Consider the following 18,278-nt stretch of genomic DNA (forward strand, 5'->3'; position numbering starts at 1 on the left):
CGGCTTCCCCGGTGCGGTGCGAAGCGGCAAGTTTTCCGGGAGAGAGCGACCTCCGCGCGCAGAGCGGGCGCGCAGACCCGCAGGGGGCGAAAATCCGTCGCAGCACCGGCGCTAGCGTCGGGCGGCAATCGTGACGGAGGATCCATGCGGATCACGCCCTTCTCCTCCCGGCCCCGCCCTGTGCTCGGGGGCCAGCGCGGCGCCGTGGCGGCCGCCCATCCGCTGGCGACGGCCGCGGGACAGCGCCTGCTCATGGAGGGCGGGAGCGCGGTGGACGCGCTGGTGGCCGCGCAGGCCGCCCTCTGCGTTCTCGCCCCCGATGCCTGCGGACTGGGCGGCGATGCCTTCGCACTCGTGCGCGAGCCGGGGGGCCGGGTCCTCGCGGTCAACGGCGCGGGCCCCTCGGCCCGTCGCGCGGATGCGATGGCGACATCTGGGGGCGCGTCCGTCACCGTGCCGGGTCTGGTCGATGCCTGGATCGCGCTTCACGGCCGCTGGGGGCGCCGCCCGCTCGAGGCCGTTCTCGCCCCGGCCGTCGGTCTGGCCGAGGCGGGGTTTGAGGTGAGTCCGGCGCTCGTTGCGGCGCGGACGGCGCAGGAGGCGCGGCTGCTCGCCGGGGGGGCGGGGGAATGGGCCCTTCTGCGGCTGGGATCCGGCGACCGCTTCGTCCAGCCCGCGCTGGCCCGCCTTCTGCGGGCAATCGGTCGCGAGGGGCGCGCAGCCTTCCACGAGGGCCCCATGGCCGAGGCGATCGCGCGCGCCGTGGCCGAGGCCGGAGGCCGTCTCGACGCGGAAGACCTTCGGGCCGAGGTAGCTCAGCTGGCCGAGCCGCTGCGCGTGGAATGGGGGGACATTCGCATCCACGTTCAGCCGCCCGCCTCGCAGGGGGTGCTGCTGGCCCTGGCGCTTCACGGCTGGCGCCGGGGCGGATGGGACGGCGCAGCACCGCTCGACCATCTGGGCGTCGAGCTGACCCAGGCCGCCTTTGCGCTGCGCGACGACGCGGCCGAGGGCGCGGCGCTGTTCGACCGCCTCCCCGACGTGGATCCGGAGCGGGCCAGCCGCCGCGGCGGACCCCGCGCCTATCTCCACACCGCCGGGGTGGCCTGCGCCGATGCGGAGGGTCTGGTCGTCTCGTCGCTCCTCAGCGTGTTCGACGATTTCGGCTCCGGGGTCTTCGTGCCGGAAGGCGGGTTCACGCTAAACAACCGGGCAGGCGGGTTCACGAGCGGCGCCAACGCCTTCGCGCCTGGCAAGCGACCCGTCCACACGCTCGCCCCGGCCCTGATCGAACATCCGGACGGCGTCGCGGCGCTGTCCACCCCCGGTGCGGACGGCCAGGTGCAGACCCTGCTGCAGGTGATCCTGCGCTGGCTCGTGCGACAGGACGATCTGGCGAGCGCAGTGGACGCGCCTCGCTGGCGCAGCGAGGACGGACGCCTGCTGGTCGAGCGCGGCCATGAGGCGACGGCCGATCTGCGCGCCCGCGGCCATGCGGTCGAGGAGGTCGCGCCCGGCGACATCCGCTTTGGCGCCGTCACGGCCGCGGGGCTGAGCGGGGCCACCCCCTGGTCGCTGGGGGACTGGCGACGCACGACCTGGGCGGGGGTGGCGTGAGGTCAGCGCAGCAGGGCCGCTGCGGCCCCGGCATAGATGGCGACGCAATCGAGCAGGTCGGCCCGGTGGACGAAATCGTCCGGTCCGGCGGCGAGGGTCGGTTGCGGACCGAAGCAGACCGCCGGCACCCCCAGACTGCGCCAGCGCGCGGCATCGGACGCCGGCAGACGCGTCACGTCCAGAGGGGGGCGGCCGCGCAGGCGGGCCGCTGCTTCGCGGACCGCGCAGGCAGGGGCCGAGGCCGGATCGGACCAGTTCGGCTCCCATCCCTTGACCTCCTCCCAGGAGAGGGGGTGTTCCCGGGTCAGGGCATCGAGCCTGCTGGCGATCGCCTCCCGCGTCAGGCCCGGAGGAATGCGCAGGTCGAGCCACGCCTCCGCCTCGGACATGGCCTGGCTGTGGCCGGCCCCGCCGCGCAGATGACCCACATTGACCGACAGCCGCATCCCTTCGGCGTTCCCCGCATGGTCGAGAGACCGCAGCGGCGGGGCGGCGCGGATCTCGTTCCAGGCATCGGCCGCGACCAGGGCGGCCGCGAGGCGTGCGGCCGCGGAGCTGCCGCGCGTGGTCAGCATCCCCTGCCCGCTCCGTCCGGCCGCGCGCAGCCGGACCCACATGAGACCCTTTTCGGCGACGGCGAGGTTCATCGCCCCCGGTCCCTCGCCGCAGATCAGGGCGTCGCCCCTCAGATCCGGCCGCTGCGCGAGCAGATGGGCGGCCCCATGGGGACCGAAGACGCATTCGTCCGCCACAAGACTGAGCACGAGAGTGCCCCGCCAGCGGTCCCGCGACACTGCAAGGCGCCGAACGGCGAGGATCATGGCCGCCGCCGCGCCCTTCATGTTGCCGGTTCCCAGTCCGTGAAGGCGCCCCTCCCGCTCCGTCAGGTCGAGCGGAGGCACGCTCCAGGCTGCGGGGTCGCCGGGTGGAACGGTATCCAGATGGGCGTTGAGGTGGATCGAGGGCCCCTCGCCGTTCGCGAGGATCACCAGAAGGTTGGGCTTGGTCGGCTCGGCCGCGACGACCTCGACCGGCAGGCCGGCCAGAGCGGCCTGCGCCACCCGGACCGGTCCGGTCGTATCTCCCGGCGGGTTGACGCTCTCGGCGCGGACGAGGGCGCGCAGCAGCGCCACGGCCTGATCTGCCTCCGCGGCATCGGCTCGTCTGTCGATCATCGGTCGACCCTTTCGATCATCCGTTCGGGACCTAGCGGGACAGGGACAGGAGAATTTCCATGACAGCACCGCTTCTGAGGGACAGGACCGCGCTGATCACGGGCGCTGGCCGGGGAATCGGGCTGGCCGTGGCCCAGGCCATGGCCGAACATGGCGCTCGGGTGATCCTCGCCGATCTCGCTCCCGATGCCGCGGCAACCGGTATCGCGGGGGCTCGCGCGGTCGCGCTCGATGTGACGGACGAAGCGGCGACCGAAGCGGCCTTCGACCGGCTCGCGGCCGAGGGGTGGCTGCCGGACATCGTCGTCCCAAACGCGGGCATCCTTCATCTGGAGGGCGTGGAGACGCTGCCGGCGGACCGTTTCCGCGCCGTCGTCGATGTCAACCTGACCGGTGCGTTCCTGACGGCGAGAGCCGCGGCCCGCCGCATGGTCGCGGACGGCCGGATCATCTTTACCGCGTCCCTGTTCGGCCTGAGGGGAGGGGCGCAGAACGCCGCCTACTCGGCCTCGAAATTCGGAATGGTGGGCCTGATGGAGAGCATGGCGGCAGATCTGGCGCCCAGGGGAATCCTCGTCAACTGCGTGGCACCGGGCCAGATCGAGACGGACATGATGACCAAGCTGGTGCAGGACCGCCTGGCGATGGGCCTGCCCGACCCGCGCGAGCGGCTGCGGGCGCGCATCCCGCTCGGACGGCTGGGCAGCGCGGCAGAACTGGCCGGGACCTATGTCTGGCTTGCCTCGCCGCTCGCCACCTATGTCACGGGTCAGACGATCACCGTGGATGGCGGCTGGCAGGTGGGCTGACGGGTGTCACTCCGCTTCCTCGCCCGAGTCGATGGGCAGGTCGAAGCCCACCTTGACGCGGTCCATCACGACCATCGTCTCGAAGCGGCGCACGTTGCGGTTCGAGAACAGGAAGCGCTCCACGAAGGCGTCATAGGCTTCCATGGACCGTGCGGTGAGGATCAGCACGAAATCCGCCTGGCCGGTGACATAGTAGCACTGCATGATCTCGGGCATCTCGCGGACGGCGCGCTTGAACTCGGAAATCACGTCCGAGTGCTCGCGCTCGAGCGTCACCGTCACGAGCATGGTGATGCGCCGGCCGACGGCGCGCGGGTCGATAACGGCGATCTCGGCCTGGATGACGCCCGACTCGCGCAGCGCGGCGAGGCGGCGATGGCAGGCCGACGGCGACAGACCGACGCGTTCGCTCAGTTCGGCGGCCGTGATGCGCGCGTTGCGCTGCACCTGCGCCAGGATCTTGCGGTCGAAGGCGTCCAGTCCCATGCGGGACGTTTTCCACCGGACGTGCATTCGAGCGCAAGAAGGTTTCTGCTTTGCGCAGAAGTCGGGAAATCGCACTCCCCCTGCCCCGCCTAGGCTTGGAGGGCGGCGCGAGAGCCGCAGCAGCCGATCAGGACCGCGCCGTTTCCATGCAGCTTTCCCGTGACGACCTTCTCGCCGCCTATCGCACGATGCGGACCATCCGCGAGTTCGAGAGCCGCGTTCACGCGGAGGCGCAAGCCGGCAGGGTGCCCGGCTCCACCCATCTCTATGCCGGGCAGGAGGCGGTGGCGACCGGCGTGTGCATGGCCCTGCGCGAGGGCGACACGATCGCCTCGACCCACCGGGGGCACGGGCATTGCATCGCCATGGGCCTCGATGTCGGGCCGATGATGGCCGAGATCCTGGGCAAGGCGACCGGCACCTGCAAGGGCAAGGGCGGGTCGATGCACATCGCCGATCTCGAAAAGGGGATGCTGGGCGCCAACGGCATCGTGGGCGGCGGGCCGCCGCTGGTCTGCGGCGCGGCCTTGGCTGCCAAGACGCTGGGGACGGGGGCGGTCTCGGTCTGCTTCTCGGGCGACGGGGCGGTGAACCAGGGCACGACGGCCGAGTCCCTGAACCTGTCGATGGTCTGGACGCTGCCCGTGATCTTCGTGGTCGAGGACAACGGCTGGGGCGAGGCGACCTCGGCCGAGTTCGCGGTGGCGGGCGACATCGTTGAGCGCGCCAGGGGCTACGGGATGCCGGCCGTGCGGGTGGACGGCCTGTCGCTGACCGAGGTGCACGAGGCCGCGCGCGAGGCGGTCGGACGCGCGCGCGAGGGGGGCGGGCCGTCGCTCCTCCACGTCAAGACGGAGCGGTTCTTCGGCCATTTCAACGGCGACGTGGACACCTATCGCTCGGAGGCGTGGAAGGCCGAGCAGCGCGCCAACCGCGACTGCATCCTGCGCTTTCGGGCGATGGCGACCGAGGCGGGGCTGGTCGCGGCGGAGGATCTGGACTCCATCGACCGCGAGGTGGCGGCCCTTCTGGACGAGGCCGTGCGCGCCGCCCGCGCCGCGCCTGAGCCGGACCCCGCGCGCGTGCTGACCACGGATGTCTATGTCTCCTACGAGGGGCGCCTCTGATGCCGCAGAAGACCTTTCGCGCCGCGCTGAACGAGGCGCTGCACCAGGAGATGGCGGCCGACCCGCGCGTTGTGATCTTCGGCGAGGACATCACCGGGGGCGTGGGGGGCGACGGCGAAGCGGATGCCTGGGGCGGGGCGTTCGGCGTCTCCAAGGGCCTTCTGGCGAAGTTCGGCCCCGAGCGGGTGCTGGACACGCCGATCAGCGAGTCGGCCTTTGTCGGCGCGGCGGCGGGGGCCGCGCTGATGGGCCTGCGCCCGGTGGTCGAGATCATGTTCGTGGACTTCATCGGCGTCTGCCTCGATCAGGTGATGAACCAGGCGGCCAAGTTCCGCTACATGTTCGGGGGCAAGGCGCGCACGCCGATGGTGCTGCGCGCGACCTTCGGGGCCGGCGCGCGCTCGGCCTCGCAGCACAGCCAGGCGCTTTATCCGATCTTCACCCACATTCCCGGCCTCAAGGTCGTCGTGCCCTCCAATCCGGCCGACGCGAAGGGCCTCCTGATCCAGGCGATCCGGGACGACGACCCGGTGATCTTCCTCGAGCACAAGATGCTCTACGACACGGTGGGCGAGGTGCCGGACAAGCCCTATGTCACGCCCTTCGGCGAGGCGCGGGTGGTGCGCGAGGGGGATGACGTCACGATCGTGGCGCTGGGCCGGATGGTGGGCCGCGCGGAGGAGGCGGCGCGGACGCTGGCGGCCGAGGGCATCCAGGCGACGATCCTCGACCCGCGCACGACCTCGCCGCTCGACGCCGACACGATCCTCGAATTCGCGGAGGAGACGGGACGCGTCGTGGTCGTGGACGAGGCCAATCCCCGCTGCGGCATGGCCGCCGACATCGCGGCCCTGGTGGCGGAGGAGGCGTTCGGAGCGCTGAAGGCGCCGATCCTGAAGGTCACGCCGCCCCACACGCCCGTTCCCTATGCGCCCTCGCTCGAGGACGCCTATCTGCCGGACGCCGCCCGCATTGCCGAGGCCGCGCGCCGGGCCGCGAGGTATCAGGCATGACCGCCGACAACCGCATCCGCATCGTCACCATGCCCAAATGGGGCATGACGATGACCGAGGGAAAGGTCTCTGCCTGGCTCAAGGAGCCGGGCGACCCCGTCGAGCCGGGCGAGGAGCTGCTCGAGGTCGAGACCGAGAAGATCGCGAACGCCGTCGAGGCACAGGAGAGCGGCGTGCTGCGCCGGATCCTCGTTCAGCCGGGCCAGACAGCCCCTTGCGGCGCCCCTCTCGCCCTGATCGCGGAGGCGGACGTGACGGAGGCGGAGCTGGACGCGGTGGCCGAGGGCGCGGAGTCGGCTGTTGCGGAGGGAGGCGGCCTCTCGACGGCGCGCGTGGATGCGGGCGGCCTGTCGCTGCGCGTGACGAGCGCGGGCGGTGGCGAGGGCGCGCCGCTGATCCTGCTCCACGGCTTCGGCTCGGATGCGGGGGCGTGGATGTTCGTCCAGGAGGCGCTGGCGCAGGGGCGTGCGGTGCATGCGATCGACCTGCCGTCGCACGGGGATTCGGACGTGGATGCCGGCGTGGCGACGCTGGAGGCGCTGGCCGAACGGGTCGGCGCCGCGGTGGACGCGCTGACGGACGGGCCGCTGCATCTGGCAGGCCACTCGCTGGGCGGACGGATCGCGCTGCGCCTGGCGGCGCGGCGGGGCAAGAGGGTCCGGTCCCTGACGCTGATCGCGCCGGCAGGAATGGGCGGCGGCCCGGTCAGCCGCGACTTCGTGGACGGGTTCCTGCGTGCCGACAAGCGCCGGCCGATGAAGGAGGCGCTGCGTCTGCTGGTCGCGGACGAGGGGGCCGTGACCTCCGAGATGGTGGAGCGGGCGCTCGCCGCCAAGAGGATCGACGGCGCGCAGGAGGCACTGGAGGCCATCGCCGCGGCGTGTCTGGGGGATAATGCGCCCGAGGGGGTGGCCGAGGACCGCGCCGCGATCTCGGCGCCTGTGCTGGTCCTTTGGGGAGCGGAGGACCGGGTGATCGCCCCGCCTGCCGAAGGGGCGGAGGTCCTGGAGGGCGTGGGCCACCTGCCGCAGATGGAGGCGGCAAGCCGGATTGCCGCGCGCATGGCCCGCCACCTGGAGGGCGCGGAATGAGCCTGCCGGGCCTCGTGGGGGGGGAGCATGTGGGGCTGACGGTGCCGGACCTGGAGGAGGCGCATCGCTTCCTCGTGGACGTGCTAGGCGCGCGCATGGTCTTCGACGGGGGCGCGATTGGGGACCCGGACGTCATGACGCGCGTCTTGGGCGCGCAGGCGGGCGACCGGGCGCGCTACCGCTTCTACCGGCTGGGGATCGGGCTGAACCTGGAGGTGTTCGAGTACGAGACCGCCGACGACCCGGGGCGCCATCCGGGCAACCATCAGGCGGGAGGGCATCACCTCGCGCTCTATGTGGAGGACATCGGCGCGGCGGTGGCGCATCTGAGGGCCCACGGGGTCCCCGTGGACGACCCCGAACATATCGAGGATGGGCCGGCCGCGGGCTCTGACTGGGTGTATTTCCGGGCGCCCTGGGGCCTGCAGATGGAGCTGGTCAGCTATCCGGGCGGCAAGGCCTACGAGAAGGGGGCGGAGGTGACGCTCTGGAACCCCCGCTTTCCCGAGCGATGAGGACGATCATGACCGCGACACCCCTGCCCGTCCGGCAGGCCGAGGCGCGCCACGCGCACAACGCCGCCGCCCGTCCGACGCTCACCCCGGAGGTCGAGGCGCTGCTGACGGAGGCCGAGCATCAGGCGGCGCGGCGCGAGATCACCTCGTGGCCCGGATACGCGCCGACGCCGGTGGTGGGCCTGCGCGGCGTGGCCGCGGCCGCGGGCGTGGCGGAGGTCCTCTACAAGGACGAGGCACACCGGTTCGGGCTGGGCTCGTTCAAGGCGCTGGGCGGGGCCTATGCGGTGCTGCGGCTCCTCAAGGACATCCTGGCGGCCGAGGGGCACGGGGACGTGTCGGCGCAGGATCTGATCGCCGGGCGTCTGCGCGATCGGGTGGCGCGCGAAACCGTGGTCTGCGCGACGGACGGCAACCACGGCCGGTCGGTCGCCTGGGGGGCGCGGATGTTCGGCTGCGCCTGCCGCATCTACATCCACGAGAACGTGTCGGAAGATCGCGAGGCCGCCATCGCCGCCTATGGCGCGACGATGGTGCGCCTGCCGGGCGACTATGACGCGAGCGTGCGCGCGGCGGCCCGCGATGCCGAAGCGAACGGCTGGCACCTGGTGGCCGACACCAATGCGGGCGGCGGGTCCGACCGGGTGCCGAACTTGGTCATGCAGGGCTACACGCTGATCGTGGACGAGCTGATCGACCAGCTGCCCGAGCCGCCGACGCATGTGTTCGTGCCGGCCGGCGTGGGCGGACTGGCCGCCGCCATCGCAGGCCGCTGGGCCGTCAGGGCAGGCGCCGAGCGGCCACGGATCGTCGTCGTCGAGCCCCTGGTGGCCGATTGCGTCTTTCGCGCGCTGCGCGACGGGGTGCCGCGCCCGGTGGAGGGCGACGTCAACAGCTTCATGGCCTGTCTGTCGGCAGGCGAGGTGTCGCCGGCGGCCTGGCCGATCCTGAAGGCCGTGGCCGACGACGCGGTGGCGATCCCCGACGGTCTGGCCCGCGAGACGATGAGGAGGCTGGCGCATGGCGCCTGGGGCGATGCGCCGCTGGTCTCGGGCGAGTCGGGCTGTGCCGCGGTGGCCGCGCTTCTGGCCGCGGGCGCGGATGACGCCCTGCGCGAAGCGCTGGACCTGGGACGCGAGGCGCGCGTGGTTTGCATCGGCAGCGAAGGCGCCACGGCCCCCGACCTCTGGGCAGAGGCGACCGGCCTCAGGCCCCAAGACGTGACCGGGGAGAAAACCCCGGCGTGACCTCAGAGGTCGCCCCTGCAGGCAGGGCGGCCGCAGTCCAACAGCAGCGGGGTCCGAGCCCCGCGGAAAGGGAGACGCGATGACCCATCCCCTCACCATCTGGTCCCGCCGGACTCTGCTGGGGGCCATGCTGGCGTCCACGGCGACGTTCGCGCTGGCCGGAATCCAGGAGATCCGCGACCGCGGCGTGCTGCGCATCGGGGTGGCCGAAGGACCGCCCTACCAGTTCCCCGATCCCACGACCGGCGAGTGGGTCGGCATGAACATCGACCTGGCCAATCAGGTCGCCGACATCATGGGGGTGCGGCTCGAGATCGTCCCCGCCACCTGGGCGACGCTGGTGACGGGTCTGGAGGTCGGCCAGTACGATGTCATCTTCGCCAACCTCTTTGCCACGCCCGAGCGCGCGCTGTCGGTCGCCTTCACCGATCCCTACGACACCTACGGCTTCCATGTGATGGTGCGGGCCGACAGCCCGATCCAGTCGCTCGAGGAGCTCAACGATCCGTCCGTGTCCTTTGCCGGCGTGGCCGGAACGGTGGAGGCGCAGTATCCGCGCGAACTCTTCCCGCTCGCCACGGTGAACGAACTGGTGACGGATCAGGCCGGCGTCGGCTTCACCTCGGTCATTTCCGGCCAGTCCACGGCCTCGTTCGTCGATCCGGGCTACATGCGGATCCTGCGCTCCCAGAACCCGGCCATGGCCGATCAGCTCAGGCTCCTCAACACCGAGGACGAACTGCTCAAGCCGGTCTCGCTGAGCTATGCCGTCCGTTACGAGGATCAGGACCTTCTCGGCTTTCTGAACGTGTTCATCCGAGACCGCTCGGCCAACGACGTGCTGATCCCGCTCCGCAACGAGTGGTTCGACCGCATGGCCGAACAGTGAGACCGGCGGGGCGCTGAGGGCATGCCGACCTTGTCCCTTGCACCCGAGCGCTGCATCTCCACGGTGCTGGTGGGCGTGTCGGGAAAGGTCGGCACCTGGCTTCCGGCGCTGCTGGCGCCGGAAGCCCGCAGGGCGGGCGTCGCTCTGGAAGCCGTCTGCTGCGTCGACAGCGCCGCGGAAGGGGCTCTCCCGGCCCTCGGCAACGGCACCGCGGTGGTCCACGATCTCGACGAGGCGCTTGCGAGAGGGCCTGACCTGGTCGTGGACTGCACCTCGATCCATGCGCGTCCGGCCATCGCCGGGGCGGCGCTGCGGGTGGGCGCCCATGTCCTGTGCGAGCCGCCCCTGGCCGCAGACGCATCGAGTGCGATCGCGCTCATCGGCGCGGCAGCGCGGGCTCCGGGTTCGCTGACAGTCGCATATGCCGGGCGGCACAGGCCCGACCTGCACGCCCTCCGCCCGGTCGTGCGCGGGATCTCCGGGACGATGGTGCGCCGGCTCTCCGTCCGGATCGTCCTGCCGGAGACCGGACCCCTTCCTGTCCCCGGGCGGGCCGGTCTGCTGTCGAACGGACCGGTGGGGCATGCGATCGATGCGGTGCGCGCCCTGACCGGCCGCGAGGCCATCGAGGTGCGGTGCCGGCAGAGCGGCCGCCACCTGGCAGCGACCTTTGCCCTGACCGACGGCATGATGCTCGACCTGTCCGTCGAGCCGGGGAAGGACCGCGCATCCGGCTCCGAAACCTGGACGTGCGAGGCGGACGGCAACCGTCGCCATCTGCTGCGGCACGACGTGGGCGACGCGACTCCTTCCCTGGTGATCGGTTCCGTTGCCGCGGCGCTTCGGGACGGGCGACATCCGGAGCCGGGTCCCCGCGACGCAGCGGGGACGCTGGCCATGCTGCTGGCGGCAGAGCGAAGCGCCGGCCATGAGGGCCGCAGCGAACCCGTTCCGCCTCTCGGCCTGATGGGGGATGCCTCGGGCCTTCCCGCGCCGCGAGGCGGCCTTGCGACGCGGACCCGACCGGGAGCGGAGGCGCCATGATCGATCTGACGAACCTCGACTTCACCTGGCTGCCGCGCTTCATCATCCCGCTGAGCTGGGGACTCTGGACGACCGTGTGGCTGGCCGTGGCGGCCTTCCTGATCGCCGTCCCCTCGGGCCTCATCCTGGCCCTGGGTCGCGTGCGGGGCGGCTGGTTCGTGCGCTGGCCGATCCTGGCCTTCGTGGACGTGGTGCGCTTCACGCCCCTGCTCGTGCAGGCAGTCTGGATCCACTTCGCCCTTCCGGTGCTGACGGGCTACAGCCTCAGCCCCAACCAGTCCGGCTTGATCGCGCTCTCGCTTCATGTCTCGGCCTATATCTGCGAGATCATGAGGGCTGGCATCGTGGCCATCCCGAAGGGTCAGTGGGAGGCGGCGCGCGCGCTCGGCTTCCGGCCATGGTCCATCTTCCGGCTGGTCATCCTGCCGCAGGTCTGGCCGCTGGTCCTGCCCCCGCTCGCCAATACGGCCGTGGGCACATTCAAGCTGACGGCGATCCTGGGCATCATCGCCGTCACCGACCTGACCCGCGCGGCGAACCGCATCAACACCTTCGTGTTCCGGCCGCTCGAGGTCTATACCGTGGTGGCCCTGATCTACCTGGCCATCGGCCTTCTTCTGGCCTGGGGCGCTGCCACCATCGAGCGACGCTATGCGACACCCCAGAGGGGGCGGAGCGCCGCGGCCACCAACCTTGCCCTGAACCCTGCCGTGGAGGCCAGCCGTCATGGTTTTTGATCCCTGGATCGTGCTGCGCTTCTGGCCGCAGCTTCTCGACGGAGCCCGCATCACCCTGCTCGCCTTCGGGATCGCGCTTGCCATTGGAATACCCATCGCCACCATCGTCTGCGCCGGCCGGCTTCGCGGCGGCGGTGTTCTGGCCGGGCTTTCGGCAGGCTACGTGACGGTGTTCCGGATCATTCCGGAGGCTGTCATGATCTTCTGGATGTTCTACTGCCTGCCACCCCTGACGGGATATGCGGTCAGCGGGCTCTGGTCGGGATCGCTCGCCCTCGCCCTGATCTCGGGCGCTTATCTGGCCGAGATCTTCCGGGCCGGCATCCAGTCGGTGGACCGCGGCCAGTGGGAGGCGGCCAAGGCCATGGCGCTGCCGCGCTGGATCACCTGGACCCGCATCATCATCCCGCAGGCGGCGCGGTTTGCGACGCCGCCCTTCATCAATTTCCTCACGGAACTCCTGAAGGGAACCACGCTTCTGGCGACCATCGGCGTCGCAGACCTTGCGCTCCGGGCCTATGTGCTCGGATCGCAGACCTTCCGGTATCTCGAGTTCCTCACCGCCATCGCGATCATCTACTTCGTCATCATCTTTCCGGTTGCCCGGTTCGCCGAACGGATCGAGCATCGGCTTGCCGCCGCCACACGCTGAGCCTGTCCATCATGCCCCTACCCGTCCGGTCCGTGCCGTGACCGCCTCCTTCGACTGGTCCATCCTCGCGCTTCTTCTGGGCGTCGCGGTTGCCGCAGGCATCGGCGGGGGCATCCTCGCGGGACTTCTCGGGGTCGGCGGCGGGATCGTCATCGTGCCGGCGCTGTATCTGAGCCTCGGCCTGGCCGACATGGACCCAGCCCTGCGGATGCAGGTTGCCGTGGCGACATCCCTGGCCACGATCGTGTTCACCGCCCTGTCGTCTGGCCGGTCGCATCACCGCAAGGGTGCCGTGGACATGGCACTGCTGCGGCGATGGGCTCCGTGGATCGTTCTCGGCGTGGTGCTGGGGGCGCTGCTCGGCTCCGTCGTGGACGGGCGCCTGATGGTCGCGGTCTTTGCCGTGGTCGCGAGCGCCGTCGCGGTCAACATGCTCGTCGGGCGAGGCCGGGTAGCGCCCGAACCCCGCACCGCCCCTCCGGCCGCCTGGGCCGCCGCGGGGATCGGAGCAGGCGCCGTCTCCGCCCTGATGGGCATCGGCGGCGGTACGGTCTGCGTTCCGTTGCTGAGCTGGCTCGGCTACGACATCCGGCGCGCCGTCGGAACCTCGGCGGCGCTCGGCTTTCTCATCGGAGCGCCCGGCACGATCGTCTACATGGTTTCGGGCCTGGGTCAGACGGGACTGCCGCCCTTCTCGCTCGGTTATGTCAACCTGCTGGCGGTGGCGATCATCACGCCGTTCACGATGTACTTCGCAACCTGGGGCGCCCGCATCGCCCACGCGATCCCCATGCGCGCGCTTCGGATCTGCTTTGGCCTGTTCCTGGCGGCCACGGCGATCCGGATGGCGCTTGACCTGTGGGCGAACGGCACCTGAGACGGGCTCGAAACATTCTGTCCCCGTGCGACGCTCGCGAACGGGTTACAAGTGCGGCGCCACCACCTATAGTTGTGACCGTATGTGTTGGATGGGTACCCGAACATGGATCGTCTTGCCGCAGACCGCATGTTTGTTGCGGTCATGGAAGCCGGCAGCTTCGCCGCAGCCGCCCACCGCCTCGGCACCAGCGCCGGTCAGGCGTCGAAGCTGGTCGCTCGTCTGGAGGCGGAACTCGGCACCCGGCTTCTTCACCGCACGACGCGGGCTCTCCATCCGACGGAGGCCGGACAGACCTATCACGCCCGTCTGCGCCGGCTTCTCGACGAATATCAGGCCATCGATGCGGAGATCCGCGACGGATCGGCCGAGTTGCGGGGAACGATCCGTGTGGGCGCACCGCAGGATTTCGGGGCGGTCTGCATCGCGCCGCTGGTGCTGGACTTCGCACGGGCCCATCCGGGGGTATCGGTGGAACTGACCCTGAGGGAGCGCCTGCCCGAGATCGTGTCGTCCGGGCTTGACCTTGTGGTACAGCCGGGCCTGCCGTCAGATCCTGCGCTGTCGATCCGGCGCCTGACGACGATCCGGCAGGTCGTGGTGGCCTCTCCCTCCTATCTCGACGACATGGGACGGCCGTCGCAACCCGAGCATCTGTCCAACCACACCTGCATCCTCGACCCGGGTCACAGCGATGCACTGCAATGGACCTTTCGGGGCGGCCGGAGGATCGCGGTCTCGGGCCGGCTGCGGCTGTCCGAGCCGGCGGCCTGCCTGCTGGCAGCCGAAAAAGGTCTGGGCCTTGCACGGGTGCCCGACTATCTCGCGGCGGCGTCTATCGCAGCGGGGCGTGTCGAGACCGTTCTCGACGACCACGCCGAGGACCCCGTTCCCGTCCATGCTCTCGTGCCGGGACTCCATCCTCCCGTGCGGGTACGACGGTTGATCGACGCGCTGGCAGGGGATCTGAGGACCGTCTGCGACCTCCCCCGCCCGGTCGCGGAGCGGCACGACGCAGAGCGGACCTTCCCCGCTCCGCCGACGAGCCGCGCCTGCTGAGGGGCTGCGGGGCCGGGCAGCGCGGCGCCTAATCGGCCCAGGTCCAGGGGCGCGTGAAGGCGCCGAGAGCGCGCTGCACGTCCTCGTCCGTCGCCTGTCCTGCGCGACGCAGCCGCGCCACGAGGCCGAGGCGGCGGTCTTCCACGACTTCGGCCACCTCGGCCTGTACCCCTGCGGCTGCCAGAGCCTCGTTGTAGATCCGCCGGATCGCCAGCTTGCGCAGGTCGGGCTTGAAGATCTTGCCCACCGCCGTCTTGGGCAGTTCCGGCAGGATCTCGGCATGCTTGGGATGGGCGGCCCGCTCATGGACATGAGCGCGCGCATGGTCGAGCAGCTCCTCCGGTGTCACGGACGCGCCCTGCACCAGTTCGACATACACGCAAGGCACTTCGCCCGCATGCGCGTCGGGCTGACCGATCGCGCCGGCGAGGGCCACGGCCGGGTGCCGGACCATGGCTTCCTCGATCTCGGCCGGGTCGATGTTGTGGCCGCCGCGGATGATGATGTCCTTGGCCCGTCCCGTGATCCACAGATACCCGTCCGGGTCCAGGCGGCCCAGGTCGCCCGTCCGCAACCAGGTCGGCTCGCCATCCGGACCGGGATAGAACAGATCGCGGTTCTTTTCGGCCTCCGTGTAGGTGTGGCCACCCCACACGCCGGGATTGGACACGCAGATCTCTCCGATCTCGTCGGGGGGGCAGTCCCTCTGGGTCGCCGGGTCGATGATGCGAACCTTGGTGTACGGGAACGGCAGGCCGACAGATCCCACCTTGCGCTCTCCATCGGGCGGGTTGACCGAAACGAGGCAGGTCGCCTCCGTCAGGCCGTATCCCTCGATGATGGTAAGCCCTGCGGCCTTTTCGAACCGGTTGAACAGCTCGACCGGGAGCGGAGCAGAGCCCGAGAAGGCCAGCTGAAGCGACGAGATGTCGGCGTTGACGGGCCTTTGCATGAGGGCCGAGATCGCCGTGGGCACGGTGATGACAAAGGTCACGCGGTGGCGCTCCACCAGCTTCCAGAAATTGTCCATCACCCCTTCGCCGCGATAGCCCTGCGGCGTCGGAAACACGATATGGGCGCCGGAGGCGACCGATGCCCCCATGCAGACCACGGCCGCAAAGACGTGGAACATGGGCAGCGGGCAGATCATCGTATCCCGCTCGGTGAACAGGAGGCGGTTGGCGACCCAGCCGTTGTACACCAGACCCCGGTAACGATGCTGGGCGAGCTTGGGCAGCCCCGTCGTGCCGCCCGTGTGGAACTGGGCCGCAACCCGGTCGCCCGCGCTGTCCTGGAAGGACAGCGTGCGCGGCTGACGCGACAGCTCCGCATTGAAGTCGAGCACCCGGGCCTTGTGGACGAAGGGGTTCTTGGGCCGGATCAGGGGAACGATGAGCTTCTTCACGCCCGTGAGGTAGCGGAGAAGGTCCACCTCCAGGATCACGCGCAGGTCGGGCGCCAGCGCGGCGGCAGCCGCCGCCTTCTGCGCGACATCGGTGCGCGGGAAGGCCTTGAGCGTCACAAGGGCCTTGGCGCGGCTTTCCCGAAGGATGCCGGCGATCTGCTCGGCATCGAGCAGGGGGTTGATCGGGTTGACGATCCCGGCGATCTGGCCTCCGAGATAGGTCAGCACGACCTCGGTGCAGTTCGGCAGCAGATAGGCGATCGTGTCGGTCTCGCCGATGCCGAGGCTGCGGAACAGGTTGGCTGCCTGCGCCACGCGGCCCTGGAGCTCGGCCCAGTTGAGCGTCTCGGCCGGCGCTTTGGGATCGGAGAACATCTGGAACGTGACGGCAGGCCGGTCGGGCACACGGGCAGCGGTCCGGGACAACATGCTCCACATCGTCCGGGGCAGGTCGCGTTCATCCCAAGGCCCCTCCGCCTCGATGGCGGCAGCGTCGGCCAACCCGGCGAATCCCATGGCTTTCCTCCCTTCTGGCCAGCCTTGAGACACCGGCCCTCCCATTTTCACGACAATGGGAGCGAGGGACCCCTCTTGCAAGGCTTCAGGCCGCCTGGACGTCCGGCAGGCCGTGGCGTCATTCTGCGGCGAGACCTTCGGTAAACTGCAGCCGGGCAAGGCGTGCATAGAGTCCGCCCTGCGCCACAAGCGCATCGTGCGTGCCTTCGGCCACGATACGGCCACCCTCCATGACCACGATCCGATCGGCCCGTTTCACGGTCGCGAGGCGGTGCGCGACGATCAGCGTGGTCCGCGTCCGGGCGAGCTGGTCCACGGCCTGCTGCACAGCGCGTTCGCTCTCCGCGTCAAGGGCGCTCGTGGCCTCGTCCAGCAGCAGGAGGGGTGCATCCCGCAGGATGGCGCGAGCGATGGCGATCCGCTGCTTCTGCCCGCCCGACAGCATGACACCCCGTTCGCCCACATAGGTGTCATAGCCCTGCGGCAGCGCGCTGAGGAAGTCGTGGGCCGCGGCAGCCCGTGCAGCGGTCTCGACCTCCTCGTCGGTGGCATCGGGCCGACCGAAGCGGATGTTGGCCCGCGCAGTGTCGGCGAAGATGACGGGTTCCTGCGGGACCAGGGCGATCTGGCGGCGGAGGTCTTCGCGCTGCATGTCCCGGAGATCGACACCGCCCAGCGTGATGCGCCCCTCCTGCGGATCCCAGAAGCGCTGGAGAAGCTGGATCACCGTGGACTTGCCGCTGCCCGACGGGCCGACGAGCGCCACCGTCTCGCCGGGCCGCACGACGAGGTCGACGCCATGAAGCGCCGCTTGATCCGGGCGGCTCGGATAGCGGAAGGTCACCCCTTCGAGCCGCACCTCGACCGCCGAAGGCGAGGGGGCCGGGCGGGGACGGTCGGGATCGCGGACGCTGTCCTCTAGGGCAAGCAGCTCGAGCAGCCGCTCGGTCGCGCCCGCCGCGCGCTGCACCTCGCCCCACACCTCGGTCAGACTGCCGACCGCCCCGGCGACCATGATCGCGTAGATCACGAACTGGACCAGCTGGCCGATGGTCATGCTGCCCGACGCCACGTCGCGCGCCCCGACCCACAGGACGCCCACCACGCCCGAGAAGATGAGAAAGATGACGATCGCCGTCATGACGGCGCGGACGGCAATCCGCCGACGCGCCGAGTCGAAGCTGCGCTCCGTCAGGTCGGCGAACCGGTCGCGCGTGGCCTGTTCGGCCGTGAAAGCCTGGACGGTGGGGGCGGCCAGAAGAGTTTCGGACGCCGCGCCGGACGAGGCGGCAATCCAGTCCTGGTTCTCGCGTGACAGCCGCCTGACGCGCCGGCCCAGGATGACGATGGGCACGATCACCGCCGGCACGAGCAGAAGGACGAGGCCGGTCAGCTTGGCGGATGTCGCAATCAGCAGGACCATGCCGCCCAGGAAGATCAACGCGTTGCGGAGGGCGACCGAGATGGAGGAGCCGAGAACGGACAGGATCAGGGTCGTGTCCGTGGTGATCCGGCTGAGAACCTCGCCTGTCATGAGGCGCTCGAACACCGCGGGACTCATGCCGATCATGCGGTCGAACACCGCCCGGCGGATGTCGGCCACGACCCGCTCTCCCAGACGGGTGACGAGGTAGTAGCGCAGCGCGGTGCCCACGGCCAGCAGCCCCACAATCACGAGAGCGCCCGCGAAGTACCGGTCCAGCAGCACTTCGGCCGCCCCGAAATTGTCCACGACCCGCCGGACGGCGAGCGGCAGCACCAGCGACACTGCCGCCGTCAGCACCAAGGCGATCAGGGCCAGGACTGCCGTCGTACGGTACGGGCGGACGAACGGCCAGAGCGCTGCCAGAGCCGCCACCCGCCGTGAGGGCGCCCTGTCGGGCGAGGCCGCAGGGGAGGCGGGGAGCGCGGGAGACGAAGTCTGGGCCATGCGGCACCCTCGAAGCTTCGCGGCAGATACCCAGCCGCGCGGACGGAGACAACCGGGCAGCCGCCACACCATGCCGGTCTCTGCCGAAA

General features: G+C 70.5%; 17 protein-coding genes. 13 read left to right on the forward strand and 4 right to left on the reverse strand.

Annotation, left to right across the window (positions count from 1 at the left end; genetic code table 11):
• The first annotated feature begins 144 nt into the window (after positions 1-144).
• Positions 145-1,617 (forward strand): gamma-glutamyltransferase family protein, encoded by a 1,473-nt coding sequence (locus GT358_RS00550; RefSeq protein ID WP_166580624.1) that lies wholly within the window; start codon positions 145-147, stop codon positions 1,615-1,617.
• A 2-nt stretch (positions 1,618-1,619) separates the two neighbouring features.
• Here the strand turns inward: GT358_RS00550 and GT358_RS00555 are convergent, their stop codons facing one another.
• Positions 1,620-2,792 carry a M20 family metallopeptidase gene (locus GT358_RS00555; protein WP_166580625.1) on the reverse strand — a complete coding sequence of 391 codons (1,173 nt, stop codon included), beginning with the start codon at positions 2,790-2,792 and terminating at the stop codon, positions 1,620-1,622.
• Between the two features lie 59 nt (positions 2,793-2,851).
• Here GT358_RS00555 and GT358_RS00560 point away from each other — a divergent pair, with 59 nt between their 5' ends.
• The gene (locus tag GT358_RS00560) at positions 2,852-3,601 is read left to right on the forward strand and encodes an SDR family NAD(P)-dependent oxidoreductase (protein WP_166580626.1); all 750 of its coding nucleotides are present in this window, start codon (positions 2,852-2,854) and stop codon (positions 3,599-3,601) included.
• A 6-nt stretch (positions 3,602-3,607) separates the two neighbouring features.
• Here the strand turns inward: GT358_RS00560 and GT358_RS00565 are convergent, their stop codons facing one another.
• A complete protein-coding gene (locus GT358_RS00565) occupies positions 3,608-4,087 on the reverse strand; it encodes an Lrp/AsnC family transcriptional regulator (RefSeq protein WP_166580627.1) in 480 nt (159 codons plus the stop codon).
• 146 nt (positions 4,088-4,233) lie between these two features.
• Here GT358_RS00565 and GT358_RS00570 point away from each other — a divergent pair, with 146 nt between their 5' ends.
• The 11 genes from GT358_RS00570 to GT358_RS00615 all read left to right on the forward strand — a co-directional run bounded on the left by GT358_RS00570 (position 4,234) and on the right by GT358_RS00615 (position 14,338).
• Positions 4,234-5,214, forward strand: coding sequence for a thiamine pyrophosphate-dependent dehydrogenase E1 component subunit alpha (locus GT358_RS00570; protein ID WP_166580628.1), 981 nt, complete (start codon positions 4,234-4,236; stop codon positions 5,212-5,214).
• Positions 5,214-6,227: an alpha-ketoacid dehydrogenase subunit beta gene (locus GT358_RS00575; RefSeq protein ID WP_166580629.1), complete on the forward strand. Its 1,014-nt coding sequence runs from the start codon at positions 5,214-5,216 to the stop codon at positions 6,225-6,227. Before GT358_RS00570 ends, GT358_RS00575 begins: the two co-directional genes overlap by 1 nt.
• On the forward strand, positions 6,224-7,318 hold the full coding sequence (locus tag GT358_RS00580; protein ID WP_166580630.1) for an acetoin dehydrogenase dihydrolipoyllysine-residue acetyltransferase subunit: 1,095 nt from the start codon (positions 6,224-6,226) through the stop codon (positions 7,316-7,318). Before GT358_RS00575 ends, GT358_RS00580 begins: the two co-directional genes overlap by 4 nt.
• Positions 7,315-7,833 (forward strand): VOC family protein, encoded by a 519-nt coding sequence (locus GT358_RS00585; protein ID WP_166580631.1) that lies wholly within the window; start codon positions 7,315-7,317, stop codon positions 7,831-7,833. The genes GT358_RS00580 and GT358_RS00585 overlap by 4 nt, the downstream gene beginning before the upstream one ends.
• 8 nt (positions 7,834-7,841) lie before the next feature.
• Complete coding sequence (locus GT358_RS00590) at positions 7,842-9,080, forward strand: diaminopropionate ammonia-lyase (protein ID WP_166580632.1); 1,239 nt, start codon at positions 7,842-7,844, stop codon at positions 9,078-9,080.
• Positions 9,081-9,159: 79 nt separating this feature from the next.
• Positions 9,160-9,969 (forward strand): ABC transporter substrate-binding protein, encoded by an 810-nt coding sequence (locus GT358_RS00595; RefSeq protein ID WP_166580633.1) that lies wholly within the window; start codon positions 9,160-9,162, stop codon positions 9,967-9,969.
• A gap of 21 nt (positions 9,970-9,990) precedes the next feature.
• Positions 9,991-11,013 carry a Gfo/Idh/MocA family protein gene (locus GT358_RS00600; protein ID WP_166580634.1) on the forward strand — a complete coding sequence of 341 codons (1,023 nt, stop codon included), beginning with the start codon at positions 9,991-9,993 and terminating at the stop codon, positions 11,011-11,013.
• Entirely contained in the window at positions 11,010-11,750 is a 741-nt protein-coding gene (locus GT358_RS00605; RefSeq protein WP_166580635.1) for an amino acid ABC transporter permease, read from the forward strand. The genes GT358_RS00600 and GT358_RS00605 overlap by 4 nt, the downstream gene beginning before the upstream one ends.
• Entirely contained in the window at positions 11,740-12,402 is a 663-nt protein-coding gene (locus tag GT358_RS16555) for an amino acid ABC transporter permease (protein WP_243730636.1), read from the forward strand. Before GT358_RS00605 ends, GT358_RS16555 begins: the two co-directional genes overlap by 11 nt.
• A gap of 37 nt (positions 12,403-12,439) precedes the next feature.
• Entirely contained in the window at positions 12,440-13,279 is an 840-nt protein-coding gene (locus GT358_RS00610) for a sulfite exporter TauE/SafE family protein (RefSeq protein WP_371416178.1), read from the forward strand.
• Between the two features lie 129 nt (positions 13,280-13,408).
• Positions 13,409-14,338 carry a LysR family transcriptional regulator gene (locus GT358_RS00615; protein ID WP_166580637.1) on the forward strand — a complete coding sequence of 310 codons (930 nt, stop codon included), beginning with the start codon at positions 13,409-13,411 and terminating at the stop codon, positions 14,336-14,338.
• Between the two features lie 28 nt (positions 14,339-14,366).
• Here GT358_RS00615 and GT358_RS00620 read toward each other — a convergent pair whose 3' ends face one another.
• On the reverse strand, positions 14,367-16,259 hold the full coding sequence (locus tag GT358_RS00620) for an acyl-CoA synthetase (RefSeq protein WP_166580638.1): 1,893 nt from the start codon (positions 16,257-16,259) through the stop codon (positions 14,367-14,369).
• Between the two features lie 118 nt (positions 16,260-16,377).
• Positions 16,378-18,189: an ABC transporter transmembrane domain-containing protein gene (locus GT358_RS00625; RefSeq protein WP_166580639.1), complete on the reverse strand. Its 1,812-nt coding sequence runs from the start codon at positions 18,187-18,189 to the stop codon at positions 16,378-16,380.
• Between the last annotated feature and the right edge of the window lie 89 nt (positions 18,190-18,278).

The organism is Rubellimicrobium sp. CFH 75288, from assembly GCF_009904055.1.
Taxonomy (GTDB): domain Bacteria; phylum Pseudomonadota; class Alphaproteobacteria; order Rhodobacterales; family Rhodobacteraceae; genus Rubellimicrobium.